Genomic DNA, 21,822 nt, shown 5'->3' on the forward strand with positions numbered 1-21,822 from the left:
CACGTATGCGCACTCCCGTGACAACCGAAGTGAAGATTGAGTTCAAGGCCAGGGTTCGTGCCTGGGCCGTTCGCATTCGAGTTGAGCCAAAGCAGGTCCGTGTCCAGGCCATGAGGCGCAAGTGGGCATCATGCTCGAAGCGCGGATGGTGTACGTTCGCGCACGACCTGCTCCACGAGTCACGTCCCTTCCAGGACCACGTTATCGTCCACGAACTACTCCATCTGCGATACCGCAATCACGGGAAGCTCTACCGGGCCGCCCTTCGTTCTTATCTCTCGCCGGCCAAAGCAATGCACCTCGACGTTGTCGGGGACCGCTGCCTTGTCCGCCGGGAGTCGTGAGGCCTTCCTATGAAAGAGTACCTCTTCTGTTCCCGAAACCTGTCCGACGTGATGGAGGACAGGCTCCAGAAGATGAAGCGCGAACTGGAAGACTACGCGCCTGATCGGCTCCTCAACACCTCGACTGAGGATCTCGTGGAGTACTGTGGTAATGAGTACGGGATGGAGCCCGTGGTTTTGCACGAGGAACAAACCGAATGCGATCAGCATGAGCATCAATTGGACGTGAGCCAAGACCCTAACAGGTTCATTTTCGATTCGAGCCGTCCCTTCTATGTGCCGTCCTACCTTTTCGAATTCTTCGTGCCGTTCAGCGGTGATCCCGAGGTCCTCGAATCGCGGACGATGAGCTACGATATGAACCCGCCACGCGCCGAGATTCGTGAAGGCCAGCTGAGGTTCGCGGCTATCCTCGAGAAGCCAGACGGCGAGGCTGCCCGTGAGCAGTTCCACAATGAACTAAAGAAAGTGCGAACCTACCTGTCGCGTGGTGAGGCGACCATCAGCGATTACAACAAGCGGGTGAGGACGACATCTCAGGCGCAGATTGAGGCACGCAAGCAGCGGCTGCTGGCGGGAAGAAACGTAGCCGCGTCCCTCGGATACCCCATGCGGGTCCGAGCCGATGCTCCCCTCACGTACGCTGCCCCTGCCATTAGAAGGAAGATGGTTGCTCCACCGCGGGCTAGTTCGGGAGCGTTCTCTCCTGAACCCGTGATGCTAATTGAAGACTACGAGCATATCCTGGGCATCATCGAGACTATGGTGCTTATGTTCGAGCGCAGTCCGGCGACCTTCAAGAACATGAAGGAGGAGGATCTGCGAAATCACATCCTGGTGCAGCTCAACGGCCACTATGAGGGCGCGGCGACTGGTGAGACGTTTAATGGTGGCGGGAAGACGGACATCCTCGTCCGAGTCGATAACAGGAATGTCTTCATCGGCGAGTGTAAGTTCTGGGCGGGACCGGTCACGCTCGCTGAGACTATTGACCAGGTTTTCGGGTATGCGTCCTGGAGAGACACCAAGATCGCGATCATCTTGTTCAACCGCAACAAGGACACGTCGGCAGTGCTGGCGAAGATCCCCGACGCACTCAGAAGCCACGCGAATTTCAAACGGCTCGAGAAGAGCGCCGCAGAGACGCGCTTCCGAGCGGTCTTGCATCAGCCGGGAGACGTAAATCGCGAGGTAAGCTTGACCGTGCTGGTGTTCGATGTGCCTGCTTGAGGCTGAGCGATTGCGATGGGCAACGAGAGTAGCAGGGTTCTAAGGCAGTCCCGACATGCCCGCATCGTGAGACACGCACAACACAAGCACTCGTCGGAGCGCAACACCAAGATCACCCCGGCACAGGGTGATCTTTCGTTTGCTCGAGCGCGATGTTCCGAGGATACCGGCGAGCGCCACCGCAAAGTGTCGCCCTCCGGGCCCCCAGGGTGGACGGGACTCGAACCTGCCGACCAATCGACAAAAACACGTGTAGTGGCCGCGCCTTAGCTCCAAATTCGAGTCTCGCGCCCCTGTCTTTCCTGTCCAGCAGTTACACGCAGTTGCGACCAAGTGCGGCGGAGCTTGGGCAGCAGTTGGGCAGTGCTCTTTCCGCTGGGCGGCAGGTTGTTACGTCAGCCTGCGCCTTTCCCAATGGGGACTTGCGTCGGGAGCCGCCGTTCCCCGATAGCGCCCAGCCTTCATCCTGGCGGCCCAGGGATTCGCACACTCCCCTTGCAGTGGCGCCGCGAGATGCGTATCTTGGTGGAGTCAGGATTGGAGTCAGGATCCCGTTCCGCTACCGGCTGGCGCTCTGCGCCCAACGGAGGTCCTGATGGCCAGCACACGTATAGTACTGTTCGATCAGATCACGCTCGACTTCGCAGTGGCACGTGATGGCGACGGCGGGTACGCAGTCCGTCGACTTCTCGCCCTCTTTCCCGATCGACGCTGCCATCCGCATCTCAGCCTGTTCGCGGCCCCTCGTTTCGATCTGCACTTCACAGCCGCTGGTGGGGGGCGCGCGTTTCGACGTCGGTTGTTGGACTTGCCACTCCAGAACGTGGCCGAAGGCGCAGGTCGTCTCGCGGCTGAGACCGGCCGCAGGTTCGTGACCGCACTTGAGCCGGTCGACCTCGATGAGATTGAAGCGTGCGGCTGGATGGCGCACGCCGCTGATTCCCGCGTCCTACTGCGCTGGGCGCGGCGCGCCGCCCGGAGTCAGGAGGTCCACGTCAACATCGAGAGCGTCGTGGCTCTGACATCTCATGTTCTCGAAAATGCCGCTCGTCCCAGTGCGCTCAAATCACTCGCCGATGGCAATGGGCGTCGGTTCCTTGCGGCGCGCCATAGGTCCGACGCTGACCGGGACCTTCGACAGCTCCTGTGGTACCCGGATGGCTACTGGACGCAGAGCGAGCCGGATGGAAAGGCCCACATGTCGCGTCCGCCTGGATGGTACTGGTACAATTTCGGCTCGACTGACCAAGCCGGACTGCAAGATCTACTGCCTGTAGAACTGCTCAAGCGCAAAGCTGCTGAGATTGGGAAGTACCTGCGACGCTTTCCCCGAAGGGGGACTAGCATCCCATCGGTTCCCCTGGACCAGATTCCACGCTTCGTCTCAACGATTGCCGGGTTCTATGCCGGCGACCTTCTCACTGCGCTACTGATCGCTCGCGAGGAGAACTCCTACCCAACCCAATGATCCGGCGAACTGGCGATTCCATCCCCACAGCGGCCTCGGAGGATCTGGATGAGCACGACCAGCAAGCAACGGCGAGATCAGAAAAAGAAACGAGCCGCAAAGCGAAGCAATCGGCGTCGAGCCGAGGCGAGCGCCGCCCGGTCAGCGCGTCACACTACTGCGACCCTGTTCTCCGAACGGAAGAGATACGTGGACCGATGGCGAGCCACCTCCGACCATCTGTTGGCCGGAGGCCATTATGCATGGATGGCGAGCTTCGTGCGGGGTTTCCCGCGCGTCCTGGAGATCGGTACGGGTGTTGGCAATGGGACGATTGTGCTGCTTCGAGACGGCCATGCCGTCGTCTCGATTGATGAGAATCCGGATTGTCTCGCTGCCGCTATGGGGCGTATCCAACACGCAGGGTTCCCATGTGTTTGTTTGACCCGAGGAACGGTGCACCAGGAGATCCACGGGCATCGGATTGAATATGATGAAGTCGATACCGCGCCGGCCTCCGAGGGCGCGACCCTGATCGAAGCTGATCTCGTGAACGATCCACGCTGGGTATCGTGGGTCAAGGCACTACTCCCCTTTGACGCTGTCGTCTGTTGGCTGGCCGGGAGCCACAGAGCACGACCGCTCAACGTCGCCTTGACAGGGATCGGGAGTCCGCAGGAATTGCGTCTGTCCGTACAGAACCGCGCGTACACACTAGCAGACGAAGTTCTGCGCCCAGGTGGAGTGCTCCATGTGGTTGATCGCCGTGAGCCAATGGCAAACCATGAGCTTCTTCGATCGGACGCGCTTCGAGCTCATCGAGAGCAGGCTTCACCGACGAATCTTGTGATTGCGGATGATGCTATCGAGGAAAGACTGTATGAGGAACCGCGCGACGGCGGCGTGGAGATGATCGTATCTGCAGGCATATCAGGTCGCATGCCAGACATGACCCAGCTAGCGTTGACCTCGATAATCAGCAGAAGGATGTAGCCTGGCTCGACCTGGCCTGGCATGGCCGCAGCGGGCCTGGTCGCGCTGACGATGCGGTCCCGGTCGACATCGAGTTGGCGGGATGATACTTGCTGCGGTCGCCCTGAGCGGCTGCGGCCCACTGCGCGGTGCCCTCGGCGCACAGGAGTTCCCGCTCATGCTCGACCGCGACGCGGACGTACGTCTTGACACGCGGTCTTGTCGGCCACGACCAGCGCATCGAGCCGGGCGGCGATCAGTGGCGAGTACGGTCTGGGACGCGGGCTAGTCAGCGCGTACGTACCTGCGCCGACAGCGCGACCGACGGCGTCGACCCGTTCCAGCCTCGCGCTGTGTGGAAGCTTGCCCAAAACCACCCGCTAGTGTAAATGAGTGTCTCCATGCGCAGGTTCTACCCGCTCAACAGACCAGCCCCGCAGCATCCGGCTCTCGCTGTGCCGTCCGGCGCTGCATGGTCACGTGCGATACGGTCGAGGCTCTGCCGCTGATCGCGCCCGAGGAGAAGCATGATCCTCCCGCCAGAACCCCGAGTGGGTGATTTGTCTCATCGGTTGAGACCGCTTTCTCATGCGAAAAGCTGGGTCACGAGCTGATCTTCGAGCCTGCTTTCTCGGCGAAGGGAGTCTTGCGAAGGAATCAATCATGCGGGTCGTGCACGTTCTAGTCCGCGTTGTGCGCCGCCATATCGAGGTTTCAGCAGACCCTGCGGAGCAATTCTAGGCAATGGCTCGGCACCCCTCTACGTCGGCAATGGCAAGCCGCCCAGCTCCACAGGAGCCCGTGCGACTCCTCTCCGTTCCAACCGTTTCAGAGCCAGCGGTTCAGCATTCTCCTCCCGTCCACGGATTGCATTCCTGGGAGGGCCACACCTCCGCGGGCATCCGCTGGCGGGTACACAGAGGAGATGCGCGACAAGTCATGGCGACCATACCAGAAAAAAGCTTCAACTGCGTCGTCACTTCTCCGCCCTACTACTGGCAACGCGACTACAACGTTCCAGGCCAGCTTGGGCTGGAACCGACCCCTGACGCGTACGTTGCCGCGATTGCGGACGCCATGGACGAGGTCCGTCGCCTCCTTCGCAAGGATGGCCTTCTCTTCCTCAACCTTGGCGACACGTACTACTCCAAGAAAGGCAAGCCGAAAGGACGCGACAAGAAGAATTGGGCTCGCCGCTTTGGTCGTCTCAGAGCAGTCGACACGAGCGGGTTGGGCTTACCCAGAAAAACAGCCATTGGCATTCCGTGGCAGGTCGCGCTATGCATGATTTCTCGGGGGTGGACACTCCGCTCTCCAATTATCTGGAAGCGCGAGCACGCTCAACCAGAACCCACTGCGCGCGACCGTCCCTGGCGGTCATATGAGATGATGTTCATGTTTAGCAGGAATCCCGTATACTACTTCTCTCGCGCTGCTCTTCAGGGCGAAGAGGATATCTGGACTGTACACTCGCAATCAAAGCATACGGACAAGCTCCGTTCGGCCTATTTTCCCGAACAGCTCGTACGAAGGTGTCTCGAGATAGGGTGTCCCCCCCATGGTGAGGTGCTAGACCCTTTCGCAGGGAGCGGCACAGTGCTCCGTGCAGCGGTCGCAGCCGGTCGGCCAGCGACTGGGATCGACCTCAGTGATTCCTACTGCAAATTCATGGCGGGCGATCTGAAAAAACTGTGAGCACCCGACCAGCATACATATCTCTGCCCCAGCTTCGGTCCTCGCTGGACCGCCTCAAGCTGGTGCACCCCTTCTTTGGGATCGCATTCCTCAGCTTCAAGCTCACGCACTTGCCTGTTGGCCGTTCCACGACACTCAACTTCTCATCAATAAACCGAGAGTTTCTCAACAGCCACTTTCGTGTGTCCTCATCCTACGCCGGCTACTATCACCCATTTCAATCCGTCACCGGTTGGGTCGCCCCGGAGTATTCGCGCACCTCGCTGCAGAGAATCTGCGCGGACACGTTCAAGGATGCGTTCATTCATCCGAATGGAACGTCCCTGTGGGGATTCGCCAGGGGATACGTTGACGCCCTAGTCCGTCATTTGTCCCGAACCAAGATACCGTTGTTCGACCTAGCCGTTTGGATCTATCGGACAGTAGAGTGGAAAACCACAGTAGCGCCCGCTGACCTGCGCGCGAGATTGGTTAGCGAATTCGGAATCACAGATGACGAGCGTTCCAACTTGTTCGACGAATCTGCCGGCCCGATCACTGATTGGCGCTCCGCCAGTCCTCTCTCAGAGGACGAGATCATTTCGCTCACCGGCCTACCCCCAGGCACGCCGCCCAAGACCGGCGCGGCGCTTCGCTTCCTGGCGGTAACAGGGGTCGGGCCCGCTAGGAGCCTTCGTTATGAGCCTGGTCCGAAGCTCAACATAGTCACGGGCGACAACAGTCTAGGCAAGACATTCCTCCTAGAACTAATCTGGAGTGCGCTTACAGGCAACTGGCGGGAATGTGCGCTACTCCCCCGCGAAAACGCATCGAAGTCCGGGTCGCGAGTTGTCTACGGCGTTACAACGGGACTCGCCAGTTTGCACGAAACCACAGTAACCTACGACTGGGCGCGGCAAGCCTGGCAGGGCAGCCTCAAGCCAACTGCTTTGCCCGGGCTTGTGATTTTCGCCCGATTCGATGGCTCCTTCTCCGTATGGGATCCCGCTCAGACAGCCAAGGACTCACCTAGTCCAGGGCTTCGGTTCTCGCGGAGCGACATTTGGGACGGTCTGGCTCTGGACATCGGTGGTGAGAGGCGCCCGGTGTGTAATGGCCTAGTGAGAGACTGGGTAACCTGGCAGACTTCGCCTCGACATCAGGACAAATTCGCAGCCTTGCGGGCCGCCCTGAGTTGCATGTCGCCAGCTCCTAACGAGGAAATCAGGCCGGCTGAGCCAACGCGGCTTCCCTCGGACAGTAGGGAGATTCCTACGGTTGAGATGTCGTACGGGATCGTGCCAGTCTTACACGCCTCAGCTGGCGTACAGAGGATAATCGCACTTGCCTATTTCCTTGTCTGGGCCTGGTACGAGCACCTTGCGCTGACGTCACGCATGCGGCGGGAACCACAACGGAGGATCATACTGCTCATTGACGAGATAGAAGCTCACCTTCACCCACGTTGGCAGAGGGTCATCGTTCCTGCCCTGATGGCGGCTGTCGAGAAGATCGAGGCATCCGTTGCGCTGCAGATTCACCTAGCCACACATTCACCGTTAGTACTGGCCTCCGCAGAAACCACGTTCTCGAGCAAGACGGACTGTCTGCATCACTTGTCGCTCGAGGCAAACACCGTACGGCTCGAGACGCTCGAGTTCGTGAAGCGTGGGCGCGCCGACCTTTGGCTTATGTCCAGTGTGTTTGGCCTTGCACAGCCGCGTTCCGTTCCCGCGGAGGCCGCAATGCACGATGCGAAGTCGCTGCAGCTTAAGGGCGAATCAGATCCGAAGGTGATCGCCGAGGTTCACGCGCGCCTGAAGGCCAATCTGCCGCAGGATGATGAGTTCTGGCCCAGGTGGCTCTATTGGGCGGAGCAGCGCGGGGTGAAGGATTGATCCGGGTCGGCCGCCAACCGGAACCCGACGACTTCGACGTGCGAGTGCGCAAACGCGGCAAGGCGTTTCTTGCGCGCGTTCCGCACCCGACCCCGAAGGAGTGGGCGAATCACGACTACTGGGTCGACATCCTCGGCGAACTTCACTCGCGGTACACTCGTATCTGCGCCTATAGCTGTCTGCGCATACCCTACGTTGACGGCAGGAGTGTCGACCACTTTCATCCAAAGGCCAAGTATCCAGGCTCCGCATATGAATGGGACAACTACCGCCTGGTCTTTTCCACACTCAATGGCAGGAAGGGGACCTACGAGGATGTCCTCGATCCATTCGAGGTCGAGGATGGGTGGTTCATGATTGAGTTCCCGTCGCTGCTGGTCCGCCCTTCGCCGACCCTGACACCTGGCTTGCGGAGCAAGGTGATTAATACCTGCAAGCATCTTGGTCTCAATGAAGAGGACACGTGCCTTCGGGAGCGGTATGACTACGTTCGACTGTACTGTCGGAACCTGGCCAGTAGCGACGAGGGAATTCCGTGGGCTACCCTGGTTTCCTGGGCTCCATTTCTTGCAAGAGAGTTGGATCGTCAAGGGCTTCGTGGCACAATCAACCAGATCATGAATCTGTAGTTCGGCAACGGGGCTTCTGATAGCTGGCCAATCGCTCGCCTATCGCTTCCATCAGGACCGAACAATCCGCCTACAGGACGTGGGGCCTCCGCCCCAGAGTGCAACGTATCGCCCTCAAGGTGCTTGCCCAGAGGTCCGCCGCTAGCGACCGTGCATCAGTCTGCGTTTGGCTGCTCAGTACTCTCAATCAGCTCTCCCGGAGAGCAGAGCTCCAAGTTCTAAGGGGTGTGGATCCCATCCTGCGCAGGAACAGCCTAATCGCGTGTCCAGGTTAGACGTGAACTTGAACACGGGGCAGATCCATGCCATCGCAGCGTGGCTCAGTGTTGCCGCTCATGTCATCAGCTACACCCGCAGCTCCCTTGGGGGAACCTCACTTGATGACGTCGCCCTCCGAGGGTTGCGCAAGCGCGGTCATCCTCGGCGTTGCGAAGCGCGGGCAGCACACTCAGCGGCAACCACCTGCGGATGGCCCCTTGCCCTCCAGTGTTGTCGGGGTTATCCCCACCGTAGATGAACCACTCGTAGTCCGCATCCCGTACGGGAGGTCCTGCTAGTTCTGGCTTCGGCCGGAAGAGATAGGTCAGCTTGGCCACCATTGGCCTCGACGCCACCAGGCATCCGCCGAGCAGGGCAACATGCGCTTCGTTCTGCTCAAAGTCGCTCAGGTATACGCAGATGCTGATGATCGCATCATTGCCCGGCGTCAATTGCATTCTCCACGATGGGGAGGTGTAATTGTCGCCGGGCACATCATCCTCCAAGGGACGAGCCAGACCATCCCAGAAGTCCTCAATGCGAAGCTGTCGCTCTGAGTCGGGAAGCGTCGGATCCAGGATCAAGCGCAAACCGAAAAGCAGGTTCGATTTGCCGACCTTGTTTGCCCCGACTACGACGATATTCTCGCCGAGATCGCATGCCGCGTCTGAGAAGTTGCGGAAATTGTGTGGTTCAATTCTGCTTAGCCTCATTCCTGAATTACAAACCTGCTATTGCAAGGCGGTCAACATGTCGGCTGCCACTATGTGTGTTGACCGGACACTCTCTGTCGTTGTATGATTACCAATGTATGAGTAGTTCACCATCTCAGTCTTCACTGCATCCGCGAATCGCAATAACGAAACAACGTCTCTGGTATCTCTACTGCTTTGCGAGTCTCAACAAGTCAGATATCGAGCGCCTCACCAAGTGGTCTCGAGGAATGATCGATTACCGACTTCACCAGTGGAACCTCACCCTGCGTTCCTCCATCTCGCTCGCAACGTGGAGGTGGATGGAATGGCGACTCGCCCGTCGCCTCAACATCCCGCGTCAACCCGACACCGTTGGAAGTTTGGAGGCCTGGCGAGCCCGCTTCTGCGACCAGTTGCGCGGTCGTCTTCTGGACAAGCCGATCAACTGGGCCGAGATTGACCGTGATCCAGGGTTGCGGGAGATTGAGGCCCATCTGTCAGAGAACCAATCTCAGACAGCAGAAGGGTTCTAAGATCCTCCTTTCTTGTCCACACCGCAACGAGTAGGCAAGGCCTCGGCATTTGCCTCAACTCAGCCAATTCATCCGAGCAAAAAGGGCCTTTGTCACCCATCGCTGGGGATTGCCTGTCAAACCGATTTGGCTACATTGAGCCAGATTCATGTTCAATTCCACCTGGCTATCTCGGATTAGAGCGAGGGTGGCGGCGCGCGCGCATTCCCGGTTGCCAGCGGCCTTGTCGGTGATCGCGTCTTTGTGCTACACTTATATAAGTCGGGGAGCGATCCTCCGCACGAGGACAGCCATGGCACCAGTTGCCGAGCGCGACAACTGTGGGTTCAACAGGGGAGGACTGCGATGATGACCAAGATCCCTCCACTCGTTTCCCTGGTGGCACTGTTTCTTTCATCTGGCTGCATGTCTGGGCCGCCCCCGGAGGAAACCTGGTACGACCCTCCTACGACGTACACCTACTCGATTGTGGTTGACACGGACGAGCATGGCAACTTCTATACCGAGTTCTCGGACGGAACCTACTTCACGGATTACGCTTCGTACGAGAGCTACGTGCCTCAGTTTGTTCTCGATGAGGCCTACTACTACGGCTACGAGCCCCCGGTTCAGCTCGGTGAATACATCTCCGGACTCGCCGAGGAAGGGTACTCTTACCCCAACACTGAGTCAGGGACAGACCAAACCACCGCCGACATTGGCGACGGCATCTCCCGTAGCGTCCATGAACTCGTTCTCCGTATCGGCAACTACATCGTCACTACCGGTCCCCTTGCTAATGGAGCCCATGTAGCAGGATGCATTGGTCAAGTTACCGACTATAAGTACAATATTCGCCTGAATCGAAAGAACCCGTCAGCCAAGCTCTTCGACCTGCATCTGGCGACTTACACCAAGGGTGGTCAATGGTGTTTCGGCGCATATGAGAGTCAACGCAACCTCATTGACTACTGTACCTGCGCTTACATAGACAAGGATGGGTTGCGCGACATAATAATCACGGTAGCCGTTGGTGCAGCCGTCTTAGATATAGCGGCTGCAATTATCGCCGACATCGCAGCGCCTATCGTTGCATTGGCGATTCTGGGCCTCTAGTCTCACTACTCACATCTGCATTTCACGCTCGTGGTATGCCTTTCGCAATATACATCGAGAGAAGGGATTACGACATTGTCATCGGATGGCGGGACAAGCAAATGGCCACCGTCCGTTTTGTGTTTGAAGGCTGGAAGGACAGGACGGCGGCAGACAGGTTTCACGAAAGCATCAGCTACCTGGACGCTGAAACCGCTGCCAAGAGAAACCCGGGGCCAGATGGCATGTATTGCATCAGGTGCCGCGGCAAGGGCGAACCGACAAGAGACGCTGTTCTAGAGGTGACCTACGACAACGCGCTATGTGACCCCGAGAAGCTGGACATGTTTTTCGCGACGAGTGGGGTCGCTGTACACCATGCCGATCCTTTCTTCAAACCTGTGAAGAGCCTGTGGCAGGCATTGGCCCAGCGTCGGATTCCCAAACCGAAAGCTAATTAGGTTCCGTCTCATCCCCAGAACTGACATCCGTCGCCTGGGTTCTAACATAGTCCATCCACGCCCGCATCGTGAGACAACGTCCAACCGCTCGTCACCGCGCCGCAATGCAAGGACCACCGCAGCTGCAGAGCGGTGGTCTTTCGTTTGTCCAGGCGCGCCATTCAGATGCCGCGCCGGACCTCGCGGTCGGATCGCGTAGGCGTGTCGGGCGAGATGGCTTGCAGCGGCGCGTCCAGGCGCCTACCATCGCCCCCAATGGCGCCTGTCACAGATCTTGAGGATCTCGTCCGAAGATGGGTTGCGGGGTCGGGAAACGGTGCGCAGCCCGCAGCCGATCAATCCTCGTTCTCCCTCGGCTCTCAAGCAGGCCTTGTCCGGAAGGAGAACCAAGATCGTGTTGCCCATGCGCGCTTCTACTTTGGTGGTGAGCCCGCCTCGCTCTCCATCGTGTGTGATGGGATCGGCGGCATGGCCGACGGTGCGCGATGTGCCGATTTGGCAATAGGGGCGTTCCTTTGCAGCGTTGTCGCTTCGTCGCCCGCCCGTGGCCCAGAGGCGCTGCTAGCCCACGCCGCATTCGTCGCCAACTCCCGTGTCTTCGACCTCGTCGGTGGCCGAGGCGGCACTACCTTGGCGTCAGTGCTCTGCTGGGCGGGACAGGAGTTCGCGTGCCACGTCGGCGACAGTCGCGTGTATGCAACCGCCCCTGACGGCACCCTTCCTCAAGTCGGAGTCGACGACACCTTCCAGGCTCGTCTTCAGGCGATGGCGGCGCCCGCGGCGCACCAGCCCCTCGACTCCGAGCGCCTGGTCCAGTATGTCGGCATGGGCTCAGACATGGAGCCACATGTGAAGAAGATCGAGGTGCCCGCCGACGGCAGGATTCTACTCACCTCTGATGGCGTACACGGCCCCGCAGGATCTGTCCTGCCGACTCTGGTTCGCCATGCATCGACGCCGCGCAGGCTCGTCGAACGCGTGCTCGCGCTTACCTTGTGGCTCGGTGGTCTCGACAATGCAACGGCCCTCTGCATCTTCCGAGCGTCAACTGGTGGGGAGGCCGAGGCAGGGATCAGAGATCAGCTGCTTTGTGAAGTATGGAGTCCGGCCGGAAGATTGGTCGTTCCGCTACTCGGTCGAGATTCTCTGACTCAGACGAAGCGAGCGGTGCCGATGCCAGAGCCACGCCGCTCCTCTGATCCCCACACCCACGGACGTCGATCGAAGGGGAAGCCCCGGGGCGGGACGCGAGAGCGCGCGAAAGCTCCCCCGCAGACCCCGCCCGCGAGCCAGCTCTCCATCGAGGTGGTGGTCGGCGACACGCCCCAGACCGCAGCGAGTAGTAGCCCACCGTCAGTTCAGGACACGACCCGCGACAGCGCGAGTAATCCTCACTCGACCTCCGGCGATGCAGACAGTGCGAAGCCGCACGGCAAGTGAGGCGATCAGGGGGCAGCTGCGATGATCTACGGTGGCCGATACGAGAGCATTGGTACCTCTGGAAGCTCGGGGGGTACGGGCACGGTCGTGATCTGCGAGGATCCGAACCTCAAGCGCAAGGTCGTGATCAAGTTTCTGCAGGCAGTCAGCCAGAAGCGGCGCATCTACGACGAGATTCGCGCTCTTCAGCGCGTTCGGTCGAAACACGTCGTTCAAATCTACGACATCGTCGTGCTGCAGCCGGGCAACCAACTCGGCATCGTGCAAGAGTACCTTCCTGGCGAGGATCTTCTTGCTGTGGCGGCGTCGAAACCCAATCTCGACAAGTACCTCCTGCTCCTGTACCAAGTCGCCTGCGGGCTCGCCGACATCCATGATCTCGCCATCATCCATCGCGACGTGAAGCCCAACAACATCAAGCTTGATGAGGAGGGCTTGGCGAGGATCTTCGATTTCGACTTGGCCAGAACCGGCGGCGGAGACGCCAAGACGGTCGGTTTCATCGGGACCCCTGGGTTTGCCGCTCCGGAACTCTACCCCGGGTATGGTGGAGGAGGTACGGTGGCCTTCACGGAGGCCGTCGATGTTTACGCATTTGGCGCCACTGCTCTCTACTGCGCTGAGAACGACCTTCCGGCCGAGCTTGCTCGACATCCAGACCCTCCCGACCCTGACGCGTGGGTGGCTCGTCAGGGGTTCTCTGGTGTGCGAGTGAAGCTCCCGGCACAGGTCGCGGACGTGTTGAACGCCTGCATTGCGCGCGACATTCGCTATCGTCCCAAGTTGGCTCAGGTAAGGACTGTGTTGGGGGCGTATCTTGTTCGAGGGAAACACCGAGCCCTTCTTGTTCACCGTGGAAAGACATTCGTTTGCGACGAGAAGCAAGCTGCCGTTCGCCTCGCGTCAACAGGTGTTGGAGAGATCCACGTTGGCTACGACGGGCTGGGCTTCGGCGTTACATTCGTTCGCGGCGATGTGTGGATCAATAACCAAGTGGCGAGCACAGGCGCGACAATCCCGGGTTCCTGTGTGATCACCATCGGGGCGCCCCGCCTGGGGCCTGCGCGTGACTTTATCACGCTCGACACATCTCATCCGGAGGTCGTCCTGTGACTACGACGATCCACAAAGCCGGAGATACGGTGGCCGGGCGCTACGACGTGAAGGCGTACGTTGACGCTGGGGGTATGCAGGAGGTCTACCGAGCAGTAGATGGCGTCCTGAAGCGTGAGGTCGCCCTCAAGGTCCCGAAGAATGCCTCTGCCGAGCGGCGTTTCGCGCGAAGTGCGATCTTGAGCGCCAGGATTAACCACCCAAACGTCGCCAAGACTCTCGACTTCGTCGAGGACAACAACAGGCCGTACCTGATCGAGGAGTTCATCAAGGGTGAGGATCTTCAGCGCGTGCGGCGCCGCCTAGCCATCATGGATCCCTATCTGGCGGCTCATCTGCTTCACCACATGGCGCGCGGAGTAGCAGCCTCGCACCATGCGGGCGTCGTGCACCGGGATCTGAAGCCGAGCAACATCATGGTCGCGCCCGACCTGTCGTTCGCCTTCGTGAAGATCACGGACTTCGGCATCGCCAAGATGGCGCAAGAGGAGATCGCTGCTGCAGCTGGTGCCGGGGAACGCGAGATGACCAGCAGCCAAACGGCTGTCGGTGCGCTGCCGTACATGGCTCCAGAGATGATTCTCACACCGCGAAGCACCGACACGCCCTCGGATGTCTGGGCACTAGCGTCGATGGCCTACGAGTTCGTCAGCGGGAAGAAGCCATTTGGTGCAGGCTGGGCCGCTGCGGCGAACATCATCAACGGCACGTTCCCCGGACTGCCACCAGAACTGAACAAGACGCAATTCAAGGGCCTCGGCGAGGAGGTGTTCGCGCTTGTCCAGCGATGTTGGGCTCGGGATCCGGCTGAACGTCCCACTGCCGACGAACTCGTGAAGCTGTGCGGTCAGCTATGCTACCCACCTTGCAGTCGAAGCCAAGGCGTCGTCGCGCGTGTCAGTTACGACGCGTATGGCTTCATCGACTCAGACTCGGGTAGCGTGTTCTTCCACATGGACAGCGTGTACGGCCCTCGACCGGCCGCGGGCGACACCGTCTGCTTCGCAGCATTCGATGGTCACCCGGCGCCGCGGGCGCACCCTGTCGTCACGATGCGGAGCGATCCCGCTGTCGCCACTTCATCGGTGGCGCCGTAGCGTTCAGATCAGACTCGCGTCTCGCCCTCTTGGGCCACGTAGTCGGGTGGCCGAGGGCCGTCCCCGAGCAAGTTGACTTCTGCTGATCCGAGGATCTGAATCCTCGGCATGCCATCCAAGCGTCCGGTTTGCGTACAGTGCGGCATCGACGCCAGCCCTACCTGCGATTGGCTCTGGTACGGCAAAGAGGTCGAGGTCCTCGCGGGCGCACGCGGGGGCCCGCGGCGGAAGGTGTTGTAGCTGTGCCCTGAGTGCGCGGAGGAGTTCGACACCGCCGAGGTGCGGTTCTTCGCCCGCGTCGTCACTGGCGAGCTGAAGCGGTGACCGCGGGCGCCGAGCTATTGCGCTCGTCTCGGAGTGTGTCAACGACTTTGAGACACTGGCCGGGACGCATTTACTGACTTTCCTCGTCCGCTGCCGACACCGGGGGTAGCTGCAGCGGGGGTGGGTTGATCCAGACGGCCGTGGGCGGCTGTGCTGGCACGGGCGGGCGACGTACGAAGCGCTCCGGGTGCTCTTGCCAGGCCGCCGAGAGTACCAGCTGCCGTTGCGCGAGCACGTGCGGCCCGCGGCCGTAGTGCACCATCTCGGGCGTCAGCAGGCCGAGGCCCGTGTGGTGGTGTTCGGTGTTGTACCAGGCGAAGAAGGGGCCGCAGAAGGCGCGTGCGTCCTCGACGCAGCCGAAGCGGTCGGGAAACTCCGGCCGGTACTTGAGCGTCTTGAATTGGCTCTCGGAGAAGGGGTTGTCGTTGGAGACGTGCGGGCGGCTGTGCGTCTTGGTGACGCCGAGGTCCGCCAGCAGCAAGGCGACTGGTCGGCTCGTCATCGACGTGCCGCGGTCGGCGTGCACCGTCACCATCCCTGGCCTAATCGCCTGCTTCTCGCAGGTCTCGTAGATGAGCTGCTGTGCGAGCTGCGCGGTCTCACGCTGGGCCACCATCCACCCGACGACGTAGCGGCTGAAGATGTCGAGGATCACGTACAGGTGGAAGTAGGTCCACTTCACCGGCCCGAGTAGTCGGCTGATGTCCCACGACCACACCTGGTTGGGCCGGGTCGCGAGGAGCTCGGGCTTGGCGTAGGTCGGATGGCGGAGCTGGTCGCGGCGCTCGCGCAGCTCATTGTGTGCGCGGAGCAGGCGGTACATGGTCCGCACTGAGCACAGGTACCGTCCCTCGTCGAGGAGCGTGGCGTAGATTTCGCGCGGCGCCTGGTCGACGAAGCGCGGGCTGTGCAGCTCGGCGAGCACCGCCTCCCGCTCCGCGGGCTGCAGCGCCCGCGCCGGCGTAGCGCGCGGCGCGGTGCGCGTGGGCGGGGGCGCGGCGGCGGTCCGCCGGCGCCGGTACAGGGTCGCGCGCGGGATCCCCAGCGCCGCACAGGCGGGCGCTGACCCGATCTCGCGCGCCAGCGCGAAAGCGGTCGGCATCAGTCGTTCTCGTCGTCGCTGGGGCGGGTCAGCGGGATCCCCAGCAACTCCGAGGCTTTTTTTTGGACCGCGATGACGATCTTCGCCCGGGTCAGCTGCTTCTGCAGCCGTGCCTTCTCGCGCTCCAGCTGCGCCACTCGTCGCGCCAGCGGATTGCGCGTCGGTTTGGGACCGCGGCGCGGCCCCAGCCCGCCCAGCACGCCCAGGCGGTTCTGCATCCGCCAATCCGCCAGGTGCGAGGAGTACAAGCCGTGGCGCCGCAACAGCGCCCCCACCTCGCCGGGCGTGGTGCACGCATCGGCTTCTTCGACGATGCGGCGCTTGAACTCCGCGGTGAAGGTGCGGCGCCCGGGCCGCTCGACCACCTCGGAATCGGGCGCGGCGTCGCCGCTCGGTGGCGCGGCCGCCGTCGGTGTTGCGCTCGACTGCGGCGGCCGCGCGATCGACAGCGTTGTGCTCGTCCGATCGGGAGTGCCTGCTCTCTCCAGCGCGTGCAACCGGGGCCTCCCTGCCTGCTTCTCACCGTTGCTCATCCACGAGCGCCTCCCCGCCCTCTTCTACACTAAACTCGGGAAGGCCAAGTGTCTCATGTCACGTTGGCACGGAGGGTCTCTCGACGCCCTCGACAGAGAAGAGGTTTCGCGGCGCGCTTCATTCCCGTTGTGATGCCTGCGGCGAGCTCAGCGTACTGGGTCGCTCGGATATCCTTGGGTAGCAGCCTCGAGCCTCGTCTGCACGCGCCCAGACGCCTAACGCCGAATCCAATGTCTAGCGCGCGGCACAGAAGTCGCGCGCCGTTGACGCACTTGTTAATCACGTGCTATTATATAGACACGTATGGTGTCATCGATCAGCAATCCACATCCTGAGATTACGAAGCAGCGCCTCTGGTACCTCTTCTGCTTAGCATGTTTGACCGAGTCTGACATTGAGACTATCACCGGTTGGCCCCGCAAGCTGATTGAGGAACGCCTGCAGACATGGGGACTGACATTCCTGTCCCCGGTTTCTCGTTGCACAACACGGTTCCTTGAACGGCGCATGGAGAGGTCCATCGTCACGCCACTCGGCTCTCTCGCCAAGGTGGAGTTCGTAGCTTCAATGCGAGAGCATCTGCGCAGCCTCATTCTGGACAATCCCGTGCACTGGAAACGCATCGACCAGATTCCCTGGTTGCCGCAGATTGAGGCTGAGGCCGCAAGCGTGCCACCGATACCCGAGTGATGGCAGTCTCCACCAGGCTGGCAATCTACGCGAGACGTCAGCTGTGAGTTAAGCTGAGCTCCGGTGCGGCGCGTAGGCGCTCTATGCTTGCAAGCACGGGACCGTAGATGTTATCGAGTTCGGAAAGGACCCAATATCCTCCACTTAATCTTTGATTTATGCCTACCAATCTTTCCAAAGGAAATGTTAATACCGGTGAAATTGTCTATACCTGGACGGTTAAGGAATATGAAAAATATGAAAGAAGCCGGCGCTGGTATTGGCTGATGGGAATAGTCGGGGTGTCTTTGCTGGTTTATTCCATTATAGACGCGAATTATTTGTTCGTTTTAATCATAGTACTGTTTGGTATAATTTTATTTTTACAGGAAGTGCAGGAACCGATGGATGTGACCTTTGCCATTACTGAAACCGGCATTGTGATGGGCAGAAAATTTTACAGTTATTCGGAATTGGAAAATTTTTGGATGATATATAATCCGCCTATGGTCAAGACCTTATATTTTTTAACAAAAGATTTGTTAAAACACCGTTTACAGATTGCTTTGTTTGATAATGACCCCCGGCCGATTCGCGATTTTTTGAGTCAATATTTAAAAGAAGATTTAGAACAGGAAGATGAGCCGCTTAGCGACAAGATGGGGAGGACGCTGAAGCTGCACTAATAGCGCCCCCGTCGTTCAATGGATAGGACACTAGCCTGCGAAGCTGGAAATCTAGGTTCGACTCCTAGCGGGAGCACAAGTAAAAATTGATTTTTAAAAGCCGAGGTGATAAAATTGCTTCGGCTTTTTGATAACACAAACAAACGCACGAGGAGGCGAACAATGCGGCTGACGAACATCATTGACCTGGCATGGGGCGACAACGGCAAAGGCAAGGACACTCTCTTCTGGACCATCTTCTTGTCTGCGGTGGCTGTGGCGCGGTATTCGGGGGGCAACAACGCCGGCCACGCCTTCACCGATGATGATGGTGTTGAGCACCGTTTGAGCGTGCTCACCGCGGGAATCGCGGTGGACGGGGTCAAGGTGGTTCTTGGTAACGGCATGGTCATCTCCCCCGAGAAGACGATGGAGGAGATCCGGCGCTACATGGCGTATGGCAAGGACGTTTCTCCTGACAGGATCTTGCTTTCGCACGAGGCCCACATCATCCATCCCGGGCATCGCGCCATTGACGAGATGATGGAGGCCCTCCGCTCCAAGGGCGGTTGCGCAATCGGTACGACCAAGAATGGCATCGGTCCTGTCTATGCCGCCAAGGCTCTGCGAGTGGGCATCCGCGCCGAGCAGATGCTTGATCCTAAGGGCTTCGGCATGGCCGCGGCCGAGATGGCGGACGAGGCCAACCAGTTGCTTCAGATGCATGACCGGCCCCTGCTGAACGCGGAGGAAATCGGCCGGGCCTACACCAAGTATGCGGAGTTGCTTCGGCCCTACGTGACCGACACCTCGCGGTACCTGGTGGGTCTGCCTGAAGATGCCGACGTGATCGGTGAAGCGTCCCAGGGAACGCTCCTGGACGTGGATCACGGCACGTACCCATTCGTCACCAGCTGTAACTGCACCATCGGCGCGGCCTTCTCCGGCCTTGGTATCGGTCCGGAACATCTGTACCGGAACATCGGTCTGGTGAAGGCGTACTACACCCGCGTGGGTGGTGGTCCGTTTCCGACCGAGATCCCGCCCGGCCCGACTCTGGATCGCATCCGCGGCGACAAAGGCGTACTGTGGGCTGAATACGGCACAGTCAGCGGCCGGCCCCGGCGCTGTGGCTGGTGGGACTCGGTCCTGGCCCGGTACGCGCTCCGCATCAACGGCACGCAAGAGATCCACCTCATGAAGATGGATTGCCTGGCGGGTATCTCGCCCATCAAGATCTGCGTGGCCTACGAGGTGGACGGGGAGCGTTTCGTGAATCTGCCGATGGGCTTGCACAATTTGGAACGCTACCGGCCCATCTACGAGGAGATGGAGGGCTGGGGCGACATCCGGAACGTGCGAGTGTACTCGGAACTGCCCTCGCCCGCCCGAAAGTACATCCAGCGGATTGCACAACTGACTGGCAAGCCCGTGACACTCATTTCCCATGGTCCGGGCAGAGGAGAAGTGATCATCAAGTAGAAGTTCTACAAGGAGTAAGCAGGCCTGGTGTTTGGGGGGACACCGGGCTTTTTTTATGTCCGATTTCTGCTATAATTACGGGCAGTGAATCAAGTAAAAAAGATATGGAATTAAACACTCCGGTTTCGGACTTAAGCCGGGTCGGGAAAACCGTTTTCAGCCGTCTCAAACGTCTTGGTGTTACTACCGTGCGCGATTTGTTGTATTATTTTCCGTTTCGCTATGAAGATTTCAGAAAAATTGTGCCGATTGCGGATTTGCAAGACGACCAATTGGTAACAGTTTGCGGTTTGGTGGAACTCATTTCCAACAAACGCAGTTTTCGCACCCGGAAAATGATTACCGAGGCATTGGTATCGGACAAGAGCGGAACTTTGAAAGTGGTCTGGTTTAATCAGCCATTTTTAACCAAAAATATCCATCCGGGTGAGATTGTTTATTTATCCGGCAAGGTGAAGAGCGATATGCTGGGGCCGCAATTGGTCAGTCCGGTTTATGAAAAATTTTCAGCCAAGGGCGCTTCCGGCAAAGAAACCGTGCACACGGCCCGGCTGGTGCCCATTTACCCGTTAACCTATGGCCTCACCCAAAAACAGATCCGTTTTTTAATCAATCAGATTATAAAACTGGCGGATGCAGTTAAAGAATGGATGCCGGAGATAGTTTTAGAAAAAGAGGATCTGGTGCCGCTTGCTAGCGCTCTTAAGGGCATTCATTTTCCCAAAGACGAAGCGGATTTAAAACAAAGCACAAGCCGGTTAAAATTTGATGAATTATTTATTTTACAATTAAAAGCCGAACTGACACGTTTGGAAAAAAATGCCATTAAGGCGCCAAAAATTATCTTTAAAGAAAATGAAATAAAGAGTTTTGTCGCTGGTTTGCCTTTTACTTTGACAGCCACCCAGAAAATTTCCGCTTGGGAGATTTTGCAGGACATTGCCAAAGATAAACCTATGAGTCGATTGCTTTCCGGAGATGTCGGTTCCGGCAAAACCGTGGTGGCGGCGATGGCGATGTATAGTGCGTATCTGAATAATTTTCAATCAGTCATAATGGCGCCGACGGAAATTTTAGCCAATCAGCATTATCAACTGTTGGTAAAATTATTTAAAGATATAAAAATTGGGCTGCTAACCGGCAGTACTAAAGATAAAAAAGCCATAAAGAAACAAATGGTCAAAGGCGAAATAAAAATTATTGTCGGCACGCACGCCTTGTTATCCGAGGGTGTGGATTTTAAAAAACTTGGCTTGGTGGTGGTTGATGAACAGCATCATTTTGGGGTGGAACAGAGGCGGTTAATTAAAGAGAAAGGCAGAGGCGCTCATTTTTTAAGTATGACCGCCACGCCGATTCCGCGTTCGCTGGCCCTGGTGGTTTTTGGCGATTTGGATGTTTCCACAATAAACGAACTGCCGCCGGGCCGAAAGAAAATTTTAACACGGCTGGTTGAGCCGGCCAAGCGCGAACAGGCCTATGGTTTTATCCGCGAACAGATAAAAAAAGGCAGGCAGGCCTTTGTAATTTGTCCGATTATTGAAGAACAGGAAACGGAAAAGAAAAGTGTGACCAGCGAGTATGAAAAACTTTCTAAAAAGATTTTTCCGGATTTAAGAGTGGGGTATTTGCACGGTAAAATGAAATCAATCGAGAAAGAACGCGTGATGGCCAAGTTTAAAGCCGGGGAGATAGATGTTTTGGTTTCAACTTCGGTAATTGAGGCCGGGATTGATATGCCTAACGCCAGTATTATGATGATTGAAGGCGCGGAAAATTTTGGTCTGGCGCAACTGCATCAGTTTAGAGGTCGGGTTGGGCGGTCAGAGCACCAATCCTATTGTTTATTATTCACCGGTTTGGATTCAGTGCGCTCAAAGGAGCGTTTACAATTTTTTGAAAAAAATAATGATGGTTTTAAACTGGCGGAAAAGGACCTGGAAATGCGCGGGCCAGGGGAGGTCTATGGGGTGGAACAAAGCGGAATGATGAATTTGCGTTTGGCCCAGTTGACTGACAGGGAACTGATAAAAAAAGCCAGGGAAGCGGCCAAATTGGTAGTACCGGATATGCCAAAATACCCTAATTTAAGCGAAAAAATACAGGAATGGGAAGACAGTGTGCATTTGGAATAAATCGGCAGTATTGACAGAAAAGCCGAAATGTAGTAGTTTACAATGT

General features: G+C 58.3%; 18 protein-coding genes and 1 tRNA gene. 17 read left to right on the plus strand and 2 right to left on the minus strand.

Features of this window, described 5'->3' with window-relative positions; genetic code table 11:
• Positions 1–5: 5 nt before the first annotated feature.
• The 7 genes from WC526_00880 (at position 6) to WC526_00910 (ending at position 8,194) form a co-directional block, all read left to right on the plus strand.
• On the plus strand, positions 6–344 hold the full coding sequence (locus WC526_00880; GenBank protein MFA5061684.1) for a M48 family metallopeptidase: 339 nt from the start codon (positions 6–8) through the stop codon (positions 342–344).
• A gap of 9 nt (positions 345–353) precedes the next feature.
• Positions 354–1,574, plus strand: a complete 1,221-nt coding sequence (locus WC526_00885) for a hypothetical protein (GenBank protein ID MFA5061685.1) — start codon at positions 354–356, stop codon at positions 1,572–1,574.
• 595 nt (positions 1,575–2,169) lie between these two features.
• The gene (locus WC526_00890; GenBank protein MFA5061686.1) at positions 2,170–3,042 is read left to right on the plus strand and encodes a hypothetical protein; all 873 of its coding nucleotides are present in this window, start codon (positions 2,170–2,172) and stop codon (positions 3,040–3,042) included.
• Positions 3,043–3,288: 246 nt separating this feature from the next.
• Positions 3,289–4,014, plus strand: coding sequence for a hypothetical protein (locus WC526_00895; protein MFA5061687.1), 726 nt, complete (start codon positions 3,289–3,291; stop codon positions 4,012–4,014).
• A gap of 918 nt (positions 4,015–4,932) precedes the next feature.
• Positions 4,933–5,688, plus strand: a complete 756-nt coding sequence (locus WC526_00900; GenBank protein MFA5061688.1) for a site-specific DNA-methyltransferase — start codon at positions 4,933–4,935, stop codon at positions 5,686–5,688.
• A 1,262-nt stretch (positions 5,689–6,950) separates the two neighbouring features.
• Positions 6,951–7,565, plus strand: a complete 615-nt coding sequence (locus tag WC526_00905; GenBank protein ID MFA5061689.1) for an AAA family ATPase — start codon at positions 6,951–6,953, stop codon at positions 7,563–7,565.
• Positions 7,562–8,194, plus strand: a complete 633-nt coding sequence (locus tag WC526_00910; protein ID MFA5061690.1) for a hypothetical protein — start codon at positions 7,562–7,564, stop codon at positions 8,192–8,194. Before WC526_00905 ends, WC526_00910 begins: the two co-directional genes overlap by 4 nt.
• Positions 8,195–8,535: 341 nt before the next feature.
• On the opposite strand, the gene WC526_00915 is transcribed toward WC526_00910, so the two are convergent.
• Positions 8,536–9,165: a hypothetical protein gene (locus WC526_00915; GenBank protein MFA5061691.1), complete on the minus strand. Its 630-nt coding sequence runs from the start codon at positions 9,163–9,165 to the stop codon at positions 8,536–8,538.
• 98 nt (positions 9,166–9,263) lie between these two features.
• Here WC526_00915 and WC526_00920 point away from each other — a divergent pair, with 98 nt between their 5' ends.
• From WC526_00920 to WC526_00940, 5 genes are all read left to right on the plus strand, one after another.
• Complete coding sequence (locus WC526_00920; protein ID MFA5061692.1) at positions 9,264–9,680, plus strand: hypothetical protein; 417 nt, start codon at positions 9,264–9,266, stop codon at positions 9,678–9,680.
• Between the two features lie 345 nt (positions 9,681–10,025).
• A complete protein-coding gene (locus WC526_00925) occupies positions 10,026–10,775 on the plus strand; it encodes a hypothetical protein (GenBank protein MFA5061693.1) in 750 nt (249 codons plus the stop codon).
• Between the two features lie 35 nt (positions 10,776–10,810).
• Positions 10,811–11,215 (plus strand): hypothetical protein, encoded by a 405-nt coding sequence (locus WC526_00930; GenBank protein MFA5061694.1) that lies wholly within the window; start codon positions 10,811–10,813, stop codon positions 11,213–11,215.
• Between the two features lie 1,461 nt (positions 11,216–12,676).
• A complete protein-coding gene (locus tag WC526_00935) occupies positions 12,677–13,768 on the plus strand; it encodes a serine/threonine-protein kinase (protein ID MFA5061695.1) in 1,092 nt (363 codons plus the stop codon).
• Between the two features lie 47 nt (positions 13,769–13,815).
• Entirely contained in the window at positions 13,816–14,865 is a 1,050-nt protein-coding gene (locus WC526_00940) for a serine/threonine-protein kinase (GenBank protein MFA5061696.1), read from the plus strand.
• A gap of 394 nt (positions 14,866–15,259) precedes the next feature.
• On the opposite strand, the gene WC526_00945 is transcribed toward WC526_00940, so the two are convergent.
• Positions 15,260–16,656, minus strand: a protein-coding gene (locus WC526_00945; protein ID MFA5061697.1) for an IS3 family transposase whose coding sequence is annotated in 2 segments (ribosomal slippage) — positions 15,260–16,347 and positions 16,347–16,656 — 1,398 coding nt in all. Because the reading frame shifts where the segments join, the coding sequence is not laid out codon by codon here.
• A 472-nt stretch (positions 16,657–17,128) separates the two neighbouring features.
• Between WC526_00945 and WC526_00950 the strand changes: the two genes are divergently transcribed.
• From WC526_00950 to recG, 5 genes are all read left to right on the plus strand, one after another.
• Complete coding sequence (locus WC526_00950) at positions 17,129–17,515, plus strand: hypothetical protein (protein ID MFA5061698.1); 387 nt, start codon at positions 17,129–17,131, stop codon at positions 17,513–17,515.
• 158 nt (positions 17,516–17,673) lie between these two features.
• A complete protein-coding gene (locus WC526_00955) occupies positions 17,674–18,180 on the plus strand; it encodes a hypothetical protein (GenBank protein ID MFA5061699.1) in 507 nt (168 codons plus the stop codon).
• A 4-nt stretch (positions 18,181–18,184) separates the two neighbouring features.
• Positions 18,185–18,256, plus strand: a tRNA-Arg gene (locus WC526_00960).
• 86 nt (positions 18,257–18,342) lie between these two features.
• Positions 18,343–19,641: an adenylosuccinate synthase gene (locus WC526_00965; protein MFA5061700.1), complete on the plus strand. Its 1,299-nt coding sequence runs from the start codon at positions 18,343–18,345 to the stop codon at positions 19,639–19,641.
• A gap of 74 nt (positions 19,642–19,715) precedes the next feature.
• The gene (recG, locus tag WC526_00970) at positions 19,716–21,776 is read left to right on the plus strand and encodes an ATP-dependent DNA helicase RecG (protein ID MFA5061701.1); all 2,061 of its coding nucleotides are present in this window, start codon (positions 19,716–19,718) and stop codon (positions 21,774–21,776) included.
• Positions 21,777–21,822: the final 46 nt, after the last annotated feature.

The organism is Patescibacteria group bacterium, from assembly GCA_041649475.1.
Taxonomy (GTDB): domain Bacteria; phylum Patescibacteriota; class Patescibacteriia; order Magasanikbacterales; family GWA2-37-8; genus JBAZNA01.